We start from the raw sequence: 22,223 nt of genomic DNA on the forward strand, positions 1-22,223 counted from the left end.
ATGCATTTCAGCGAACTGATGGCTGTTCTTTCCACCCATGCGATCCGCCTTCAACAGGAAGATGAAGACCTGGTCATTCTGGGCAGCGACGACGCGCTGGACGATGCGTTGTGGGACAGCCTCAGCGAACACAAAGCGCAGCTGCTGGAGCTGGTCGCCCGGCACGGTGGCGACTGGTTGAGCCCGGCGTTTCGCATCACCCCGGACATGCTGCCGCTGGTGACCCTGGATCAGCCGACCATCGACCGGCTGGTGGCCAATGTGCCTGGCGGCGCCGCCAACCTGCAGGACATTTACCCGCTGGCGCCGCTGCAGGAAGGCATGCTCTATCTGCACCTGTCGGCGCCCGCCGGTGACCCCTACGTGTCGCAAGCGCGATTCGCCTTCGACAGCCGCGAACGGCTGGAGGCCTTCGCCGAGGCGCTGCAATGGATGATCGAACGCCACGACATTCTGCGCACTTCGTTCGTCTGGGAACGCCTGGACGAACCCCTGCAAGTGGTGCAGCGGCAGGCTCGTCTGCACTGCGAGGAAATCGTCCTCGCGCCGGGCGCGGATGCACTGACGCAGCTGCTGGAGCGCCACGACCCTCGGTTCTTCCGCCTCGACATCCAGCAGGCGCCGCTGCTGCGTCTGGTGTACGCCATGGACCCGGCCAACGGTCGCGTGGTCGCGCTGTTGCTGTTCCATCACCTGATCATGGACCACGTCGCCCTCGACGTGGTGCGCCGCGAAACCCGCGCGCACCTGCTCGGCCAGACCGCGCAGGTCGGGCCGCCGGTGCCGTATCGCGATCACCTGGCCAAGGCCCGTCTGCGTCTGGACGAGCAGGTTCACGAAGGGTTTTTCCGCGAGATGCTCGCCGACATCGACGAGCCGACCTTGCCCTGTGGTCTGCAGGATGTGCAAGGCGACGGGCAAAGCATCGAAGAAGCCTTGCTGATGCTCGACACCGATATCAGCCGGCAACTGCGCGGCCAGGCGCGTCAGCTCGGCGTCAGTGTCGCAAGCCTGATGCACCTGGCGCTGGCGCGGGTGCTCGGCCAGTTGTCTGGCCGCACCGCCGTGGTGTTCGGCACCGTGCTGTTGGGGCGAATGGAGGCGGGCGAGGGCGGCGAACAGGCGCTGGGAATGTTCATCAACACCTTGCCGCTGCGGGTGGATGTCGGGCAGGACGGCGTGCGCGCCGGGGTGCTGGCCACCCATCGACGCCTGACCGCGTTGCTCGGCCATGAACAGACCTCACTGGCACTGGCTCAGCGTTGCAGCGCGGTGGCAGTGCCGACGCCGTTGTTCAGCGCGATCCTCAACTATCGCCACAGCAGCAGTGAAGAGATCGCCGAGGTCAGTGAACTGGCCCCCGGCGTGCAAGTGCTGGGCGCCCGCGAGCGCACCAATTACCCGCTGACGATCAACATCGACGACCTCGGCGAAGATTTGCGCATTACCGCGCTGGCCGATGCGGCGCTGGGTGCCGAACGCATCGCCGCTTATCTGCACACCGCGTTGCACAGCCTGCTGCAGGCCTTGCAATCGACCCCGGATGCGCCGCTGCAACGCCTGAATATTCTGCCGGCGACCGAGCGCGATTATCTGCTGCACGGGGTCAACTCGCCGTTGCCGCAGTTCCCGGAAACCCCGCTGATTCACCAGCAGTTCGAAGCCCACGCGGCGGCACGCCCCGAGGCCACAGCGCTGCTGTTCGAGGAGCAGACGTTGAGCTACGGCGAACTCAATCGCCGCGCCAATCAACTTGCGCATCACCTGCTGGCGCGGGGGATTCGCCCGGATCAGCGCGTGGCGATTTGTGTCGAGCGTGGCCCGCAAATGCTCATCGGCCTGCTCGGTGTGCTCAAGGCTGGCGCCGGTTATGTGCCGATCGACCCGGCGTATCCACTGGAGCGCATCGCCTACACCTTGCAGGACAGCGCCCCGGTGGCGGTGCTGACCCAGGCCGATACGCTGGACCGGGTTGGCGCGCTCAATGTGCCGATCATCGATCTGGACAGCCTGCAGTTGCAGGCTGAACTCGGCAGCAATCCGCAGATCCCCGAGCTGACTCCAAGCCATCTCGCCTACGTGATCTACACCTCCGGTTCCACCGGGTTGCCCAAAGGCGTGATGGTCGAACACCGCAACGTGGTGCGACTGTTTTCGGCGACCCACGACTGGTTCAACTTCAACCAACAGGACGTGTGGGCGCTGTTCCATTCCTTCGCCTTCGACTTCTCGGTGTGGGAAATCTGGGGTGCGCTGGCGTTTGGCGGACAATTGTTGCTGGTGCCGCAGGCCGTCAGCCGCTCGCCGGACGACTGCTACGCGCTGCTGTGCCGCACTGGCGTGACCGTGCTCAATCAGACCCCGAGCGCCTTCCGCCAGTTGATCGCGGCGCAGGGCCGCAGCCCGTTGCAGCACTCGTTGCGCGAAGTGATTTTCGGCGGCGAAGCGCTGGAACCGGGCCTGCTCAAACCGTGGTACGCGCGGGTCGGCAATGCCGGTACACGGTTGGTGAACATGTACGGCATCACCGAAACCACGGTGCACGTGACCTATCGGCCACTGGAAGCAGCGGACACGCAACTGGTCGGGCGCAGCCCGATCGGTGTGGGCATCCCCGACCTGCAACTGTACGTGCTCGACGCGCAGCGCGAACCGGTGCCGGCCGGCGTGATCGGCGAGTTGTACGTCGGTGGCGCCGGGGTTGCACGGGGTTACCTCAACCGCGAGACGCTGACCGCCGAGCGCTTTATTGCCGACCCGTTCAGCGGCCGTGCCGAGGCGCGCCTGTACAAGACCGGTGATTTGGCGCGCTGGACCGCCGATGGCAGCCTCGAATACCTCGGTCGCAACGACGATCAAGTGAAGATCCGTGGTTTCCGCATCGAACTCGGTGAAATCGAAGCTCGCCTGGCAGCCTGCGCCGGGGTGCGCGAAGCGGTGGTGATCGCCCGCGAAGACAGCCCCGGTGACAAGCGTCTGGTGGCCTACTGGCTGGCCGCCGCAGGAACTGAGCCGAGCGCCGCGCAACTGCGCGACGAGTTGCTGCTGTCGCTCGCCGACTACATGGTGCCGAGCGCGTTTGTGCACCTCGACGCGTTACCGTTGACCACCAACGGCAAGCTCGATCGCAAAGCCTTGCCGCAACCGGACAGCGATGCGTTCGCCCGGCGCGGTTTCGAAGCCCCGCTGGGGCCGGTGGAAACCCTGATCGCCGGAATCTGGCAGACCCTGCTCGGTGTCGAGCAGGTCGGGCGGCACGACAACTTCTTCGAACTCGGCGGCCATTCGCTGCTGGCGGTGAAACTGATCGAACGCATGCGCCAGCACGACTTGCAGTGCGACGTACGTGTTCTGTTCGGCCAGCCGAGTGTGGCGGCACTGGCGGCGACCCTGAGCCACAGTCACGCCCTGCGGGTGCCGGACAATCTGATTCCTGCCGATTGCATGCGGATCACCCCGGACATGCTGCCGCTGGCCACGCTGGATCAGGCCGCCATCGACCGCGTGGTCGCCAGCGTGCCCGGCGGCGTTGCCAATGTGCAGGACATCTATGGTCTGGCACCGTTGCAGGCGGGGATTCTCTACCACCATCTGGCGACCAGCGCCGGTGACCCCTACGTGCTGCAGGCGCAATTCGCCTTCGCCGGTCTGGCGCAGATCAAGGCCTTCGTCCGTGCGTTGAACGCGGTGATCACACGCCACGACATTCTGCGCACCAGCGTGATCTGGGAAGGGCTTGAGGAGCCGGTGCAAGTGGTCTGGCGCGAGGCGCCGCTGGCGCTGGAACGAGTCGATGCCGACCTGCTTGAGGGTGATGTGCTGGAGCAGATGCAGGCGCGCTTCGATCCACGGCACTACCGCCTCGACCTGTGCCGGGCGCCGCTGATGCGTCTGGCCTACACCGAAGACCGAGCACAGCAGCGCTGGGTCGGCATCCTGTTGCTGCACCACATCGTGCTCGATCACACCGCACTGGAAGTGCTGCTCGCGGAAATGAACGACAGCCTGTACCCGAACGGTGCTGATCTGCCGGCGCCGGTGCAGTACCGTAACTACGTGGCGCAGGCGCAACAGCACGCCGATACCCAGGCGCATGAAGCGTTCTTCCGCGACATGCTCGGCGACATCGACGAGCCGACCGTGGCCTTCGGTGTGCAGGACGTACATGGCGATGGCAGCAGCATCGTCGACAGCGAGCAGGCGCTGGATTCGAGCGTGGCCGAGCGGTTGCGCGAGCAGGCGCGCCGCCTCGGCATCAGCGCGGCCAGCCTGGTGCACCAGGCCTGGGGCCAGGTGCTGGCGCAGGTTTCGGGGCGTGAAGAGGTGGTGTTCGGCACCGTGCTGCTCGGGCGCATGCAGGGTGGCGAGGGCGCCGATCGCGCACTCGGCATGTTCATTAACACCTTGCCGTTGCGGGTCAGTGTCGGTGCGACCGCGGTGGAGCAAGGCGTGCACGCTACTCATGAGCGTCTGGCGCAACTGCTGGCGCATGAGCAGGCCCCGCTGTCGCTGGCACAGCGTTGCAGCGGTGTTGCCGCATCGCTGCCGCTGTTCAGCAGCTTGCTCAACTATCGCCACAGCGCGGCCGAACCGGCAGGTGTGGCCTGGGACGGGATCGAGATTCTCAGCTCGCGCGAGCGCAGCAACTATCCGCTGGTGGTCAGCGTCGATGACCTCGGCACAGGTTTCCGCCTGAGCGTGCAGGCAGTGCCACAAGTGGACGGCGTGCGGGTCTGCGATTACCTGCAGACCGCGCTGCACAATCTGCTGACCGCCCTCGAGCACAATCCGGCCACGCCGCTGCGGCAGATCTCGGTGCTGTCGCCGAGCGAACGGCAGCGGGTCCTGGTCGGGTTCAACATCACCGGTCGCGACTACCCGCAGGCGCAGACCGTGCAGCGTTTGTTCGAGGCCCGGGCGGCCGCGCACCCTGAAGCGTTGGCGGCGGTGCAAGGTACCCGGCAGTTGAGCTATGGCGAGCTCAATCAGCGGGCCAATCGCCTGGCGCATCACCTGATCGGCCTTGGCGTGCAGCCCGATGACCGGGTCGCCCTGTGTGCCCGGCGCAGCCCGGACATGCTGGTCGCGCTGCTGGCGATCCTCAAGGCCGGCGCCGGTTATGTGCCGGTTGATCCGGCGTATCCACCAGAACGCATCGCCTACCTGTTGCAGGACTGCGCCCCGGTGGCCGTCGTGGCGCAGGCATCGACCCGCGATCTGCTCGGTGGCGTGCCGGTCATCGATCTGGACAACGACCTCTGGCAGCACCTGTCGGATGCCAATCCGCAGCTGCCGGCATTGACGCCGAAGCATCTGGCTTACGTGATCTACACCTCCGGCTCCACCGGCCAACCGAAAGGCGTGATGGTCGAGCATGCGACCCTGGAAAACCTTGTGCACTGGCACGCTGAAGCCTTCGACTTGCAGGCCGGCAGCCAGACCGCGAGCGTCGCCGGCTTCGGTTTCGATGCGATGGCCTGGGAAGTCTGGCCGGCACTGTGTGTCGGCGCGACCTTGCACCTGCCGCCGCAGTCGATCCGCAACGAGCACCTCGACGAGCTGCTCGACTGGTGGTGCGCGCAGCCGTTGCAGGTCAGCTTCTTGCCGACGCCCGTGGCCGAATACGCGTTCAGCCGGCAATTGCAGCACCCGACCTTGCGCACGCTGCTGATCGGTGGCGACCGCCTGCGTCAGTTCAGTCGTCAGCAAACCTTCGCAGTGATCAACAATTATGGCCCGACCGAAGCCACGGTGGTCGCCACCTCGGGGCCGGTCGAACTGGATCAGCCGCTGCATATCGGCCGCCCGATCGCCAACGCCAAGGTCTATGTACTGGACGCCGAGCAGCGCCCGGTGCCGGTGGGTGTGGCGGGCGAGTTGTATGTCGGCGGGGCAGGCGTGGCGCGCGGTTATCTGAATCGCCCCGAGCTGAGCGCTGCGCAGTTTCTCTTCGATCCGTTCAGCGACGAGCCACAGGCGCGCATGTACCGTACCGGCGATCAGGCGCGTTGGCTGGCCGACGGCAACATCGAGTACCTGGGGCGCAACGATGATCAGGTCAAACTGCGTGGCGTGCGTATCGAACTCGGTGAAATCGAAGCCGCGCTCGGCAGCCACGCTGCGCTGCAGGAAGCGGTGGTGCTGGTTCGCGACGGGCGACTGATTGCCTGGTTCACTGAGCGCACGGCGGTCGATATTCAGCAGTTGCACTCGCATTTACAAGCACGCTTGCCGGATGCGCTGTTGCCGGCGGCTTACGTGCGGCTGGACGCATTGCCGTTGACCGCCAACGGCAAGATCGACCGCAAGGCCTTGCCGGAACCGGAGCAGGGCGCGTGGCTCAGCCGCGAATATGAAGCGCCACAAGGTGCGGTGGAAACCGCGCTGGCACAGATCTGGATCGACGTGCTGAAAGTCGAGCGAGTCGGGCGTCACGACAACTTCTTCGAACTGGGCGGGCATTCGCTGTTGGCGGTGAGCCTGATCGAGCGCATGCGCCAGATCGACCTCGCCGCTGACGTGCGCGTGCTGTTCAATCAGCCGACCCTGGCCGCACTGGCCACCGCAGTCGGCAGCGGTCGCGAAATCGAGGTGCCGGCCAACCGCATTCCGCCGGGCTGCACGCACATCACCCCGGACATGCTCAGCCTGACCGAACTCGATCAGGCCAGCATCGAGCGCATCGTCGCCACGGTGCCGGGCGGGGCCGCCAACGTGCAGGACATTTATCCGCTGGCACCGTTGCAGGAAGGCATTCTTTACCATCACTTGAGCGCCGAACAGGGCGATCCGTACCTGCTGCAATCGCGGCTGATCTTCGACAGCGTCGAGCGCTTGCGCACCTTCAGCCAAGCCTTGCAGCAGGTCATCGCGCGTCACGACATTCTGCGCACCAGTGTGGTCTGGGAAGGGCTGGCGAGTCCGCAGCAAGTGGTCTGGCGTCAGGCGCCGCTGGTGGTGCAGGCGGTGCCGCTGGATCCGGCGCAGGGCGACGTTCTCGAACAGTTGCACGCGCGCTTCGATGCCCGGCACAACCGCCTCGACCTGAGCCAGGCGCCGCTGATGCGCATTGTCTATGCCGAAGACCCGGCACAGCAACGGGTGGTGGCGATCATCCTGTTCCAGCACTTGATTCTCGACCACACCGCCATGGAGGTGGTGGGCCAGGAAATGCGTGCTTTCATGTTCGATCAGGCCGACAGCCTCGGCACGCCGATGCCGTACCGCAACTACGTGGCGCAGGCGCGTCTGGGTGCCAGCGAGCAGGAACACGAAACGTTCTTCCGTGACATGCTCGGCGATATCGACGAACCGACCTTGCCGTTCGGTCTGCACGACGTGCAAGGCGATGGCGGCGACATTGAGGAGGCGCAGCAAGCCGTCGATGCCGGGTTGACCCTGCGCCTGCGTGAACAGGCGCGGCAGTTGGGTGTCAGCCCGGCGAGCGTGATGCACCTGGCCTGGGCGCAGGTGGTGGGGGTACTTGCCAACCGCCGCGACGTGGTGTTCGGCACGGTGCTGTTGGGTCGTTTGCAGGGCGGTGAAGGCGCGGATCGCACCCTCGGCGTGTTTATCAACACCTTGCCGCTGCGGGTGGATGTCAGCGAAGGTGTGCGCTCTGCGGTCAAGACCACCCACGCTCGGCTGACCGCGCTGCTGGCCCATGAACACGCGCCACTGGCGCTGGCCCAGCGCTGCAGCGCAGTGTCCGGGGCGCCGCTGTTCAGTGCACTGCTCAACTACCGGCATACCGCTGCCGAGGCGCAGCCGCGTGACGGTCAGGGCATCTGGGAAGGCGTGCAATTGCTGGGTGGCGAAGAGCGCAGCAACTATCCGCTGACCCTCAGCGTCGACGATCTCGGCGAAGACTTTTCCCTGTCCGTGCTGGCGCTGGCGCAGATCGGCGCGCAACGGATCTGCGGCTACATGCACACCGCGCTGGAGCATCTGGTGCACGCGCTGGAACAGGCGCCACAGCGTGCGCTCAACCGCTTGCCGATTCTTGCGGTCGAGGAATACGAACGCCTGGTGGTCGGTTTCAACCCGACGGCGGCGGCATACCCGCGCGGCGCAACGATTCAGGCGCTGGTGCAAGCGCAGGCCGAGCAGCAGCCACAGGCGCTGGCGGTGGTGCAGGGCACGCAGCAACTGACCTACGCGCAGCTCAATCAGCAGGCCAATCGCCTGGCCCAGCACTTGCTCGGCCTCGGCGTGCAGCCGGACGACCGGATTGCCGTGTGCCTGCAGCGCAGCCCGCAGATGCTGGTGGCGCTGCTGGCGATTCTCAAGGCCGGCGCCGGTTATGTGCCGGTCGATCCGGCGTACCCGGCCGACCGCATCGCCTACCTGTTGCAGGACAGCGATCCGGTGGCGGTGCTGGCGCAGGGTTCGACCCGCGAGTTGCTGGGCCGGGTGCCGGTGATTGATCTGGACAATGTCACTTGGCAGCACCTGTCCGATTGCAATCCGCAACTGCCGACGCTGACCCCGGCGCATCTGGCCTACGTGATTTACACCTCGGGCTCGACCGGTCAGCCGAAAGGCGTGATGGTCGAACACGCGACCCTGGAAAACCTTGTGCACTGGCACTGCGAGGCATTCGACCTGCGCGCCGGCAGCCACACCGCCAGCGTCGCCGGTTGCGGTTTCGACGCGATGGCCTGGGAGGTCTGGCCGGCGCTGTGTGTCGGCGCGACCCTGCACCTGCCGCCGCCGTCGATCAGCAACGAACACCTGGATGAACTGCTCGACTGGTGGCGCGCGCAGCCGTTGCAAGTGAGCTTCCTGCCGACGCCGATTGCCGAATACGCCTTCATTCGTGAGCTGGGTCACCCGACCTTGCGCACGCTGTTGATCGGTGGCGACAAGTTGCGGCAGTTCCCGCGTGAGCAGACCTTTGCCGTGATCAACAACTACGGCCCGACCGAGGCCACGGTGGTCGCGACATCAGGGCAGATCCATGTCGGGCAATCGCTGCACATCGGCCGGCCGATGAGCAACGCCAGGGTTTACCTGCTCGATGAACAGCAACGTCCGGTGCCGGTGGGGGTTGCCGGTGAACTGTACGTCGGTGGCGCGGGTGTCGCCCGTGGTTATCTGAACCGTCCCGAGCTGACTGCCGAACGCTTCCTCGAAGACCCGTTCAGTGACGAACCGCAGGCGCGCATGTACCGCACCGGCGATCTCGCGCGCTGGCTGGCCGACGGCAATATCGAGTACCTGGGGCGCAACGACGATCAGGTCAAACTGCGCGGTGTGCGGGTGGAACTGGGTGAAATCGAAGCTGCGCTGTCCAGCCATGCGGCGGTGCAGGACGCGGTGGTGCTGGTGCGCGAGGCGCGGTTGATCGCCTGGTTCACCGCCCGCACAACAGTCGATATCGAGGCGCTGCGCGCGCATCTGCAGGCGCGTCTGCCACAGGCACTGGTGCCGGCAGCTTACGTGCGGCTTGAGGCGCTGCCGCTGACCGCCAACGGCAAACTCGACCGCAAGGGCTTGCCCGAACCGGATCAGGACGCCTGGCTCAGCCGCGAATACGCAGCCCCGCAAGGGCCGGTGGAAACCGCGCTGGCGCAGGTCTGGGCCGAGGTGTTGCAGGTCGAACAGGTCGGGCGGCACGACAACTTCTTTGAGCTGGGCGGGCATTCGCTGCTGGCGGTGACCCTGATCGAGCGCATGCGTCAGCTCGGCCTGAGCACCGACGTACGCGTGCTGTTCAGCCAGCCGACCCTCGCCGCGTTGGCAGCTGCGGTGGGCAGTGGTCGCGAAGTCGCGGTGCCGGACAACCTGATTCCGCTTGGTTGCACGCATATCACGCCAGACATGCTGACCCTGGTGCAACTGGATCAGGCCAGCATCGAGCGTATCGTTGCCACGGTGCCGGGCGGTGCCGCCAACGTGCAGGATATTTATCCGCTGGCGCCGTTGCAGGAAGGCATTCTTTATCACCACTTGAGCGCCGCGCACGGCGATCCATACCTGCTGCAATCGCGCCTGGCATTCGACAGCCTTGAACGCTTGCAGGCCTTTGCCGCTGCGCTGCGTCAGGTCATGAGTCGCCATGACATCCTGCGCACCGGGGTGGTCTGGGAAGGGCTGGCGACGCCGGTGCAAGTGGTCTGGCGTGAAGCTGAGCTGCCGGTGCAGGAGGTTGCATTCGATACGGCGGGCGGTGATGTTCTGGCGCAGTTGTATGAGCGTTTCGACGCGCGGCATTACCGCATCGACCTCAGTCAGGCGCCGCTGATTCGTCTGGTGTATGCGCAAGATCCGGCCAACAATCGGGTGGTCGCCATGCTGCTGTTCCATCACATCGCCATGGATCACACGGCGCTGGAAGTGGTGCAGCAGGAACTGCAGGCGCTGCTCTTCGGTCACGGCGAAGTGCTGATACCCGCCGTGCCGTATCGCAATTACGTGGCACAAACCCGGCTGGGCGTCAGCGAGCAGGAACACGAAGCGTTCTTCCGCGCGATGCTCGGCGAGATCGACGAGCCAACGCTGCCATTCGGTCTGCTGGACGTGCACGGTGACGGCCATGACATCGAAGAAGTCCGTCAGCGCGTGCCCGACGCCGTGGCGCAGCGCCTGCGCAGCCAGGCGCGGCAGATGGGCGTGAGTGTCGCGAGCCTGTTCCATCTGGCATTTGCCCAGGTATTGGCGGCGACTTCCGGACATGCGCGCGTGGTGTTCGGCACCGTGTTGCTGGGGCGGATGCAGGGCGGTACCGGCGCTGATCGTGGTCTGGGAATGTTCATCAACACGCTGCCGCTGCGGGTGGATTTAGGCGATGTTTCGGTACGGGCCGGGGTGCGCGCCACTCATGCGCAACTGACGGCATTGCTCGGCCATGAACATGCGTCACTGGCGCTGGCCCAGCGTTGCAGCGGGGTGGCGGCGCCGTCGCCGCTGTTCAGCGCCATGCTCAACTACCGGCACAGCGTCAGCGCGGAACAGTTGCAAGCCAATCGCCTGGCCTGGCAAGGCATCGAGAACCTGTCCAGCGAGGAGCGCACCAACTATCCGCTGAGCTTCAACGTCGATGACCTGGGTCAGGGTTTTGACCTCACGGCCATGATCTCTTCGCAGATTGGCGCGGCGCGGCTGTGTGGCTACATGCAGCAGGCGTTGGCGGGGCTGGTCGAGGCGCTGGAGCAGACTCCGCAGCAGGCCTTGAACCGCCTGCCGGTGCTGGCGGATGCCGAGCGCCAGCAGGTGCTGTTCGGTCTCAATGCCACTGACGTCGATTACGACCTTGAGCAGACCATTCACGGCTTGTTCGAGGCGCAAGTGGCGCGCTCGCCGCAGGCGCCCGCCGTGGTTGCGGGTGAGCAGCAACTGAGCTACGCCGAACTCAATGCCCGGGCCAATCAACTGGCACGGCATCTGCGTGAATTGGGCGTAGGGCCGGATGCGCGGGTGGCGCTCTGCGTCGAGCGCGGTCTGGACATGGTGATCGGGCTGCTGGCGATCCTCAAGGCCGGCGGCGGTTATGTGCCGCTGGATCCGGCGTATCCGCTGGAACGTCTGGCCTACATGCTGGAGGACAGCGCGCCGCTGGCGGTGCTGGTGCAGGGAACGACGCGTTCGTTGCTCGGTGACGTTGGCGTGCCGGTGATCGACCTGGATCAGCCGCATTGGCAAGCGCTGCCGACAGACAATCTTGCGATAGCCGAACTGGCCCCGCAGCACACCGCTTACGTGATCTACACCTCCGGTTCCACCGGCCAACCGAAAGGCGTGATCAACGAACACAGCGGGGTGGTCAACCGTCTGCTGTGGATGCAGGACGCTTATCAACTGACTTCTGCCGACACGGTGTTGCAGAAAACCCCGTTCAGCTTCGACGTCTCGGTCTGGGAATTCTTCTGGCCGCTGATGACTGGCGCTCGATTGGTCATGGCCCGGCCCGAGGGGCACAAGGATCCGCAGTACCTCAGTGAAGTGATCGAGCGTGAACACATCACCACGCTGCACTTTGTCCCATCGATGCTCGACGTTTTCCTCGCTCACGCCGACACCGCACGCTGCAACAGCCTGCGGCAAGTCATGTGCAGCGGCGAAGCCCTGCCGGGCAGCGTGGTGCGACGCTTCAAACAGCAACTGCCGGGCAGCCAATTGCACAACCTCTACGGCCCGACCGAAGCGGCGGTGGACGTGACCGCGTGGAACTGCGCCGGGCCGCTGGAACAAACGCCAGACAACACGCCGATCGGCAAACCGATCGCCAACACCCGCATGTACATCCTCGATGCCCAGCAGCAACCGGTGCCGCACGGCGTGGTCGGCGAGCTGTACATCGGCGGCGTGCAGGTGGCGCGTGGTTATCTGAATCGCCCGGAACTGAACGCCGAACGCTTCCTCACCGATCCGTTTCACGCCAATGGGCGGATGTACCGCACCGGCGATGTCGCCCGCTATCTGGCGGACGGCAATATCGAATATCTGGGCCGCAACGACGATCAAGTGAAGATCCGTGGCCTGCGCATCGAACTCGGTGAAATCCAAGCGCGCCTGACCCAGATCGACGGCATTCAGGAAGCCGCCGTGCTCGCCCGCGAAGACGCATCCGGCGACAAGCGTCTGGTGGCGTACTACACCGGGGCACGCCTGGAAATCGACGTGCTGCGCAGCCATCTGATGGAAAACCTGCCGGACTACATGGTGCCCGCGCTGTTCGTGCATCTCGATACACTGCCGCTGAGCCCCAACGGCAAACTCGACCGCAAGGCGCTGCCGGCGCCGGATCAGGGCGCATTGCCGGTGCGCGAATACGAAGCCCCGGTGGGCGACGTCGAAATCACCCTCGCACGGCTCTGGGCCGAGTTGCTCAACGTCGAGCGGGTAGGGCGCCACGATCATTTCTTTGAACTGGGTGGTCACTCGCTGCTGGCGGTCAGTCTGATCGGCCGGCTGCGTCAGGAAGGCATGGAAGCCGATGTCAGGTCGCTGTTCGAACATCCGACCCTGGCCGGCTACGCCGCAATTACCGAACGAATGGAGATCGTCCTGTGAACGTGATCGAACTGTTGGCCACATTGAAGGCTAAAGATATTCAGCTGGCGGTCGCGGACGACCAATTGCGGGTCAACGGCAACAAGCAGGCGTTGAACGACCCGGCGTTGCTGGCGCTGTTGCGCGAGCACAAACCGGCGCTGATCGAACTGATCAAGGCCGGGCAGTACTCGGCCAGCAAGCATGGTCAGGTCGAGGTGCCGGCCAACGGCATCGTCTCTGGCACCACGCGCATCACCCCGACGATGCTGACGCTGGTCGAACTCGATCAAACCACCATCGACCACCTCGTCGCACAAGTCCCCGGCGGCGCAGCCAACGTGCAGGACATCTACCCGCTGGCGCCGCTGCAGGAAGGCATCCTGTATCACCACGTCAGTGGCGGTGACGGTGATCCGTATGTCATGCAGTCGCATTTCGCTTTCGCCAGCCGTGAGCGTTTTCAAGCGTTCGCTCAAGCGCTGCAAGCGGTGATCGATCGCCATGACATTCTGCGCACCGCTGTGCATTGGGCAGGGCTGGACGCGCCGGTGCAGGTGGTCTGGCGCCGGGCCGAACTGCCGGTGGAAGAGGTGACGTTGCCTGATGCAAATGGCGACGTGCTGGCGTATCTGCACGAGCGCTTCGATGCCCGGCATTTCCGCCTCGACGTTACCCAGGCGCCGCTGATGCGTCTGGCCCACGCCTGGGATGAGGCCGGGCAACGGGTGATCGCCACGCTGCTGTTCCATCACATGGCCCTCGACCACTCGGCGCTCGACGTGGTGCGCCACGAAATGCGCGCCTGCCTCACCGGGCAGCGTGAACTGCTCGGGCGCCCGGTGCCGTTTCGCAACTACGTGGCGCAGGCGCGTCTGGGTGTCAGCGAGGCCGAGCACGAGGCGTTTTTCCGCGAGATGCTCAGCGACATCGACGAACCGACGCTGCCTTACGGCCTGCAGGATGTGCAAGGCGACGGCAGCGAAATCGTCGAACTCAGTGTGCCGGTTGCGGCGCTATTGGGCCAGCGTTTGCGGGCGCAGGCACGAACGCTCGGCGTCAGTGTCGCGAGCCTGTTCCATCTCGGCTGGGCGCAAGTGCTGGCCGCGCTGACCGGCAAGCAGCAAGTGGTGTTCGGCACGGTGCTGATGGGTCGCATGCAGGGCGCCGAAGCGATTGACCGGGCGCTGGGGATTTTCATCAACACCTTGCCGTTGCGGGTGAACATCGACGGCCAGGACGTGCGCGCGGCGGTCAACGCCACCCACGCCCGGCTGACCACGCTGATGCGTCACGAGCACGCACCGCTGGCCCTGGCTCAGCGCTGCAGTCACGTGGTGGCGCCGACGCCGCTGTTCAGCACGCTGCTCAACTATCGCCACAGCCACAACATGGCCACCGCCAGCGCCGAAACCCTCGCGGCGTGGGACGGTATCTCCACGTTGCACTCCGAAGAGCGCAGCAACTATCCGTTGACGATGAGTGTCGATGACCTCGGTGACGCCTTCAGCCTGACCTTGCTGGCCAGCACCCAGACCGATCCGCAGCGTATCTGCGATTACCTGCACTGCGCGCTGGAAAACCTCGTGCTTGCGCTGGAGCAGGCGCCGCAGACACCGATCAACCAACTGCCGATTCTGCCGGCGGCAGAGCTTGAACAGGTGCTGCTCGGCTTCAATGCCACCCATGTGGATTTCCCGACGGCACAGACCATCCAGCAGCGTTTCGAGGCGCAGGTGGCCGCACGGCCGGACGCGCTGGCGGCAGTGTTTGCCGACGCGCAACTGACCTACGCCGAACTCAATCGTCAGGCCAACGCCTTGGCGCAGCACCTGATCGGCTTGGGCGTGAAGCCTGACGACCGAGTCGCCATCGTCGCCCGTCGCGGGCTGGACACCCTGGTCGGGCTGGTGGCGATCCTCAAGGCCGGCGCCGGTTATGTGCCGATTGATCCGGCGCATCCGGCGGAGCGCTTGAACTACCTGCTCGGCGACAGCGCGCCAGTCGCCGTACTGACCCAAAGTCATCTGCGCGAGCGACTGCCGGCGCTAAACGTCCCGGTGCTCGACCTCGATCACTGCAACTGGCCACTGACTGCCACACAAAACCCGCAGGTACCGGGCCTGAGTACCGCGCACCTGGCCTACGTGATCTACACCTCCGGTTCCACCGGCCTGCCCAAGGGGGTGATGGTCGAGCATCACACCTTGAGCAATCTGGTCGACTGGCACTGCAGCGCGTTCGACCTTTGTGCCGGGCGCCACACCTCAAGCCTCGCCGGCTTCGGCTTCGATGCGATGGCCTGGGAAGTCTGGCCGGCGCTGTGCGCGGGCGCGACCCTGCATCTGGCGCCGACTCAGGAGGGCGGCGAAGACATTGATGCCTTGCTCGCGTGGTGGTGCGCGCAGCCGCTGGACGTGAGTTTCCTGCCGACCCCGGTGGCCGAATACGCCTTCAGCCAGAACCTCGAACACCCGACCCTGCGCACGCTGCTGATCGGCGGCGACCGCTTGCGTCAGTTCAACCGCAACCAGCATTTCGACGTGATCAACAACTACGGCCCGACCGAGGCCACAGTGGTCGCGACCTCAGGGCGGGTAGCAAGCGGCGACGCGCTGCACATCGGCAAACCGCTGAGCAATGCCACGGTGTACCTGCTCGACGAACAACAGCGCCCGGTGCCGCTTGGCGTTGCCGGTGAGCTGTATGTCGGCGGTGCCGGGGTCGCCCGTGGCTATCTGAATCGCCCGGACATGACCGCCGAGCGCTTTCTGCGCGACCCGTTCAGCCCCTTGCCGAATGCGCGGATGTACCGCACCGGCGACATTGCACGCTGGCGCGAGGACGGCAACATTGAGTACCTGGGGCGCAACGACGATCAGGTGAAAATCCGTGGCGTGCGCATCGAGCTGGGCGAGATTGAAACCTGCCTCAACCAGTTGCCGGGCATTCAGGAGGCGGTGCTGCTCGCTCGCGAAGATCAACCCGGTCAGCCGCGACTGGTGGCGTACTTCACCGAGCAGGCGCAGGTCGAAGCGCTGCCGGTGGGCGAGTTGCGCGCGCAACTGCTCAGCCGGTTGCCGGAGTACATGGTGCCGACCGCGTTCGTCAAACTCGCCGCGTTGCCGCTGACCGCCAATGGCAAGGTCGACCGCAAGGCCTTGCCGGCGCCGGATCTGGCAGCGCTGTTCACCCGCGAGTACGCAGCGCCCGAAGGCGAGGTGGAAACCGCGCTGGCGCAGATCTGGGCCGACGTGCTGCAGGTCGAGCGGGTCGGGCGTCAGGATCACTTTTTCGAACTCGGCGGGCATTCGTTGCTGGCGATGCGCATGGTCTCGCAAGTGCGCCAGCGCCTGGGTGTCGAGCTGGCGCTGAGCGATCTGTTTGCCAACGCCGAACTGGCGGCGGTCGCGTCAGTGCTGAGCGAGGCCGGCCGCTGTGCCCAGCCGCAGATCGTGTCCGTCCCGCGTGACGGCGCGTTGCCGCTGTCGTTCGCCCAACAACGCCTGTGGTTCCTCGCGCAAATGGAAGGCGCCAACACCGCCTACAACATTCCCGTGGCCCTGCGCCTGCGTGGCCGTCTCGACGACGCGGCGCTGCAACGCGCACTGGCACGGATCGTCGCGCGCCACGAAACCCTGCGCAGCCGCTTCGCCCAATTCAACGACGAAGCGCAGGTGCTGATCGCCCCGGTGGACACCGGCCTGCTGCTGCGGGTCGAAGACCTGCGCCAGCACCCGCAACCCGAGGAAACCCTGCAGGCGCTGATTCAGGGCGAAGCCTCGGGGCCGTTCGACTTGCAGGACGATCCGTTGATTCGCGGGCGACTGGTACGCCTGGCGGATGATCACCATGTGCTGTTGCTGACCCTGCACCACATCATCTCTGACGGTTGGTCGATGGGCGTTTTGACCCGCGAACTGATGGCGCTGTATCAGGCGTTCAGTCACGGCCAGCCGGATCCACTGCCGCCGCTGGCGCTGCAATACACCGACTACGCGGTGTGGCAGCGGCGCTGGCTCAGCGGCGAGGTGCTGCAACGCCAGAGCGAATACTGGCAACGGACCCTCGCTGGCGCCCCGGCGCTGTTGATGCTGCCGACCGATCGCCCGCGCCCGGCGCAGCAGGACTATGCCGGCAGCAGCGTTGCCGTAGTGCTCGACGAGCGTCTGAGCGCCGGGCTCAAAGCCTTGGGCCAGCGCCACGGCGTGACCCTGTACATGACGCTGATGAGTGCCTGGGCGATGCTGCTCAGCCGCTTGTCCGGGCAGGCTGAAGTGGTGATCGGTTCGCCAGTGGCCAACCGCACCCGCGCCGAGATCGAAGGCCTGATCGGCATGTTCGTCAACACCCTGGCGCTGCGCATCGACACCTCGGGCGAGCTGAGCGTCGAAGCGCTGTTGGCGCGGGTCAAGGCGCAAACCCTGCAAGCGCAGGCGCATCAGGATCTGCCGTTCGAGCAAGTGGTGGAAATCACCCGGCCCTTGCGTAGCATGGTGCACAGCCCGTTGTTCCAGACCTTGCTCAGTTGGGATGGCCTCGAAAGCCCGGCGCTGGCCCTCGGCGAACTGACGCTGGAAGGCGTGGCCGAGCCTAGCCATTTTGCCAAGTTCGACCTGTCGCTGAGCCTCAGTGAGTCCAACGGCATCATTCGCGGATCGCTGGAATACGCCACGGCGTTGTTCGACCAGAGCACGGTCGAGCGCTTCGTCGGCTACTTCCAGCGCCTGTTGCAGGCGATGGTCGCCAACGATCAGGCGCTGCTGGAACAGGCGCCGCTGCTGGCGCCGGAAGAAGAGCAGCGTTTGCTGGTCGAGTTCAATGCCACCGAGGTCGATTACAACCTTGAGCAGACCATTCACGGCTTGTTCGAGGCGCAAGTGGTGCGCTCGCCGCAGGCACCAGCGGTGGTCGCTGATGAACAGCAACTGACTTATGCCGAGCTCAATGCCCGGGCCAATCAACTGGCGCGGCATCTGCGTGAGTTGGGCGTAGGCCCGGATGCGCGGGTGGCGCTCTGCGTCGAGCGTGGTCTGGACATGGTGGTCGGGCTGTTGGCGATCCTTAAGGCCGGCAGCGGTTACGTGCCGCTGGATCCGGCGTATCCGCTGGAGCGTCTGGCTTACATGCTCGAGGACAGCGCGCCGCTGGCGGTGCTGGTGCAGGGTTCGACGCGTTCGTTGCTCGGCGAAGTCTCAGTGCCGGTGATCGATCTGGATCAGCCGCACTGGCAAGCGCTGCCGACGGAAAACCTTTCGCTCGCTGAATTGACCCCGCAGCACACTGCCTACGTGATTTATACCTCCGGTTCCACTGGCCAACCGAAAGGTGTGATCAACGAACACGCCGGGGTGGTCAACCGCCTGCTGTGGATGCAGGACGCCTATCAACTCACCGCCAGCGACACGGTGTTGCAGAAAACCCCGTTCAGCTTCGACGTCTCGGTCTGGGAGTTCTTCTGGCCGCTGATGACCGGCGCCCGATTGGTCATGGCTCGGCCCGAGGGACACAAAGATCCGCAATACCTCAGCGAAATCATCGAACGCGAACACATCACCACGCTGCACTTCGTACCGTCGATGCTCGATGTATTCCTCGCTCATGCAGACACCGCACGCTGCACCAGTCTGCGCCAAGTGATGTGCAGTGGCGAAGCGCTGCCGGGCAGCGTCGTGCGGCGCTTCAAACAGCAACTGCCGGGCAGCGAACTGCACAACCTCTACGGCCCGACCGAAGCCGCGGTGGACGTGACCGCATGGAATTGCGCCGGGCCGCTGGAGCAAACCCCGGACAACACACCGATCGGAAAACCGATCGCCAACACCCGCATGTACATCCTCGATGCCCAGCAACAACCGGTGCCGCACGGCGTGGTCGGCGAGCTGTACATCGGCGGCGTGCAGGTGGCGCGTGGTTATCTGAATCGCCCGGAACTGAACGCCGAACGCTTCCTCACCGATCCGTTCCAGTCCAATGGGCGGATGTACCGCACCGGCGACGTCGCCCGCTATTTGCCGGACGGCAATATCGAATACCTGGGCCGCAACGACGATCAGGTGAAGATCCGTGGCCTGCGCATTGAACTCGGTGAAATCCAGGCACGCCTGACCCAGATCGATGGCGTGCAGGAAGGCGCCGTACTCGCCCGCGAAGACGTTCCGGGCGACAAGCGTTTGGTCGCGTACTACACCGGCGCACCGCTGGAAATCGAAACGCTGCGCCGCCATCTGCTGGAAAACCTGCCGGACTACATGGTGCCCGCGCTATTCGTGCATCTCGATGCACTGCCGCTGAGCCCCAACGGCAAACTCGACCGCAAGGCGCTGCCGGCCCCCGATCTGGCGGCGCAGACCGCCCGTGAATATGAAGCGCCGATCGGCGAAGTGGAAATCGCGCTCGCGCAGCTTTGGGCTGAACTGCTCAAGGTTGAGCGGGTAGGGCGCCACGATCATTTCTTCGAACTCGGTGGCCACTCGCTGTTGGCGGTGAATCTGGTGGCGCGGATGCGCCGTGCCGGCCTGAGCGCCGACATTCGCGTGCTGTTCAACCAGCCGACCCTCGCCGCGCTGGCCGCTGCCGTGGGCGGTGAACCGGAGGCCGAAGTCCCGGCCAACCTGATCACTGCGGACTGCACGCGCATCACTCCCGAGCTGCTGTCACTGGTGACGCTCGACCAGCCAAGCATTGACCGCATCGTCGCCAGCATCCCCGGCGGCGTGGCCAACGTGCAGGATATTTATCCGCTGGCGCCGTTGCAGACCGGCATCCTGTTCCACCATTTGTCCGCCGCACAGGGCGATCCGTACGTGTTGCAGGCGCAGTTCGCGTTTGCCGATGAGCAACGCCTGAACAGCTTCACCCAAGCCTTGCAGAACGTAATCCAGCGCCACGACATCCTGCGCACTTCGCTGTTTTGGGACGGGCTGCAAGACCCCGTGCAAGTGGTCTGGCGTGAGGCGCCGCTGGCGTGCGAAGCGCTGGAGCTGAATGGCGCGAACGGCGATGTACTGGAGCAATTGCGCCGGCGTTTCGACGCCACGCAGTACCGCATGGCCGTCAATCAGGCGCCACTGATGCGCGTGGTGCACGCCTGGGACGCAGACAATCAGCGGGTGGTGGCGTTGTTGCTGTTCCATCACCTGGTGATGGACCACGTTGCGCTGGAAGTGCTGCAACATGAAATGCAGGCGTTCCTGAGCGGTCAGCCGCAACGTCTGGCCGAGCCGGTGCCGTATCGCAATTACGTGGCGCACACCCTGTCGGGGATGAGCGAACAGCAGCACGAAGCGTTCTTCGGCGAGATGCTCGGCGACGTCGACGAACCAACCTTGCCTTACGGGCAGAGCCCGGCGCAGGAAGGGCTGGCCACGCAGGCACAGTTGAGCCTCGACACCGCGCTGAGCCGCGACCTGCGCAGTCAGGCGCGGCGTCTGGGTGTCAGCGCGGCGAGCCTGATGCACCTGGCGTGGGCGCAGGTGCTGGGGCAGTTGTCCGGTCGCGATGACGTGGTGTTCGGCACGGTATTGCTTGGTCGTTTGCAGGGCGGCGAGGGCGCGGAACGGGCGCTCGGGGTGTTCATCAACACCTTGCCATTGCGCATCGATCTGCGTGCGCACAGCGTCAAGGGCGCGGCACTGGTGACGCATCAACGGCTCAGTCAGTTACTGCAGCACGAACACGCGCAACTGGCGCGCATCCAGCTTTGCAGCACCATGGCGCCAAGCACGCCGCTGTTCAGTTCGTTGTTCAATTATCGTCATGGTGCCTCGGCGCAGGGCAGTTCTGCCGAGGCCCAAACGGCTTGGCAGGGCATGCAATTGCTTGAGGCCGAGGAACACAGCAACTATCGCCTGACCCTCAGCGTCGACGATCTCGGCGAAGGCTTCAGCCTGACCGCACTGGCCGGTGCCGGTATCGATGCACAGCGCACCTGCGACTATCTGCAATGCGCCTTGCACAGGCTGGTGGATGCGCTGGAGCACGCGCCGCATCAAGGTTTCGAGCACCTGTCGATCCTGCCGGACGCGGAGCGCGAGCAGTTGTTGCACAGCTTCAACGCGACCCGCGCCAATTACCCACAGGGACTGACGATTGCCCAGCGTTTCGAGCAGCAAGCGCTTGAGCGACCGCAGGCGCTGGCGGCGGTGTTTGCCGATGCTTCGCTGAGCTATGCCGAGTTGAACCGCCAGGCCAACATGCTGGCGCATCACCTGATTGCGTCGGGTGTACAGCCTGACGACCGCGTGGCCATCGTCGCCCGACGCGGCCTTGATACGCTGGTCGGGCTGGTGGCGATTCTCAAGGCCGGCGCCGGTTATGTGCCGGTGGATCCGGCGCACCCGGCAGAGCGCCTGAGCTATCTGCTGCAAGACAGTGCGCCCGTCGCGGTGCTGAGCCAAAGCGATCTGCGTGAACGCCTGCCGGCATTGTCGGTGCCGCTGATCGACCTTGATCTGCACCAGTGGCCAAACGAGCCAATCGACAACCCGTCGCTGTCGGCCCTGACCCCGCAGCACCTGGCTTACGTGATCTACACCTCCGGCTCCACCGGTCTGCCGAAAGGCGTGATGGTCGAGCACCAGACGCTGAGCAATCTCGTGGACTGGCACTGCGCGGCCTTTGATCTGCACGCCGGCAGCCATACCTCAAGCCTGGCCGGGTTCGGTTTCGACGCCATGGCCTGGGAAGTCTGGCCGGCGCTGTGCGTGGGTGCGACCGTGCATCTGGCGCCAAACCATGACGGCAACGAAGACATCGACGCGTTGCTCGCCTGGTGGCGGGCGCAGCCGCTGGACGTGAGCTTCCTGCCGACCCCGGTGGCCGAATACGCCTTCAGTCAGGAGCCGGCGCATCCGACCCTGAAAACCCTGTTGATCGGTGGCGATCGTCTGCGCCAGTTCAACCGCAACCAGCCGTTCCGGGTGATCAACAACTATGGCCCGACCGAGGCTACGGTGGTCGCCACCTCCGGTTTGATTGCGGCGGGCGACGTGCTGCATATCGGTAAACCGGTGAGCAATGCCACGGTGTATCTGCTCGACGCACGGCAACGCCCGGTACCGCTGGGGGTGATCGGCGAGTTGTATGTCGGTGGTGCCGGCGTGGCCCGTGGTTACCTGAACCGTCCGCAGATGACCGCCGAACGCTTCCTGCGCGATCCGTTCAGCAGCGTGCCGAATGCACGTATGTACCGCACCGGTGACCTTGCGCGCTGGCGCGAGGACGGCACG

General features: G+C 65.1%; 2 protein-coding genes (1 of these 2 cut by a window edge). Both read left to right on the top strand.

Features of this window, described 5'->3' with window-relative positions; translation table 11 throughout:
• A complete protein-coding gene (locus ACS4NR_RS05895) occupies positions 1 to 13,014 on the top strand; it encodes an amino acid adenylation domain-containing protein (protein WP_456019357.1) in 13,014 nt (4,337 codons plus the stop codon).
• Positions 13,011 to 22,223, top strand: partial view of a non-ribosomal peptide synthase/polyketide synthase gene (locus ACS4NR_RS05900; RefSeq protein WP_456019358.1) — the 5' portion only. The gene runs 8,610 nt beyond the window's last position; 9,213 of the gene's 17,823 nt are visible here — the first part of the coding sequence; its start codon is at positions 13,011 to 13,013; its stop codon lies off the right edge, out of view. The genes ACS4NR_RS05895 and ACS4NR_RS05900 overlap by 4 nt, the downstream gene beginning before the upstream one ends.

This window comes from Pseudomonas sp. JQ36 (genome assembly GCF_053851495.1).

Bases quoted from the DNA above. Each gene is read 5' to 3' on its own strand.
- ACS4NR_RS05895 (WP_456019357.1), top strand. From the start codon at position 1: ATGCATTTCAGCGAACTGATGGCTGTTCTTTCCACCCATGCGATCCGC.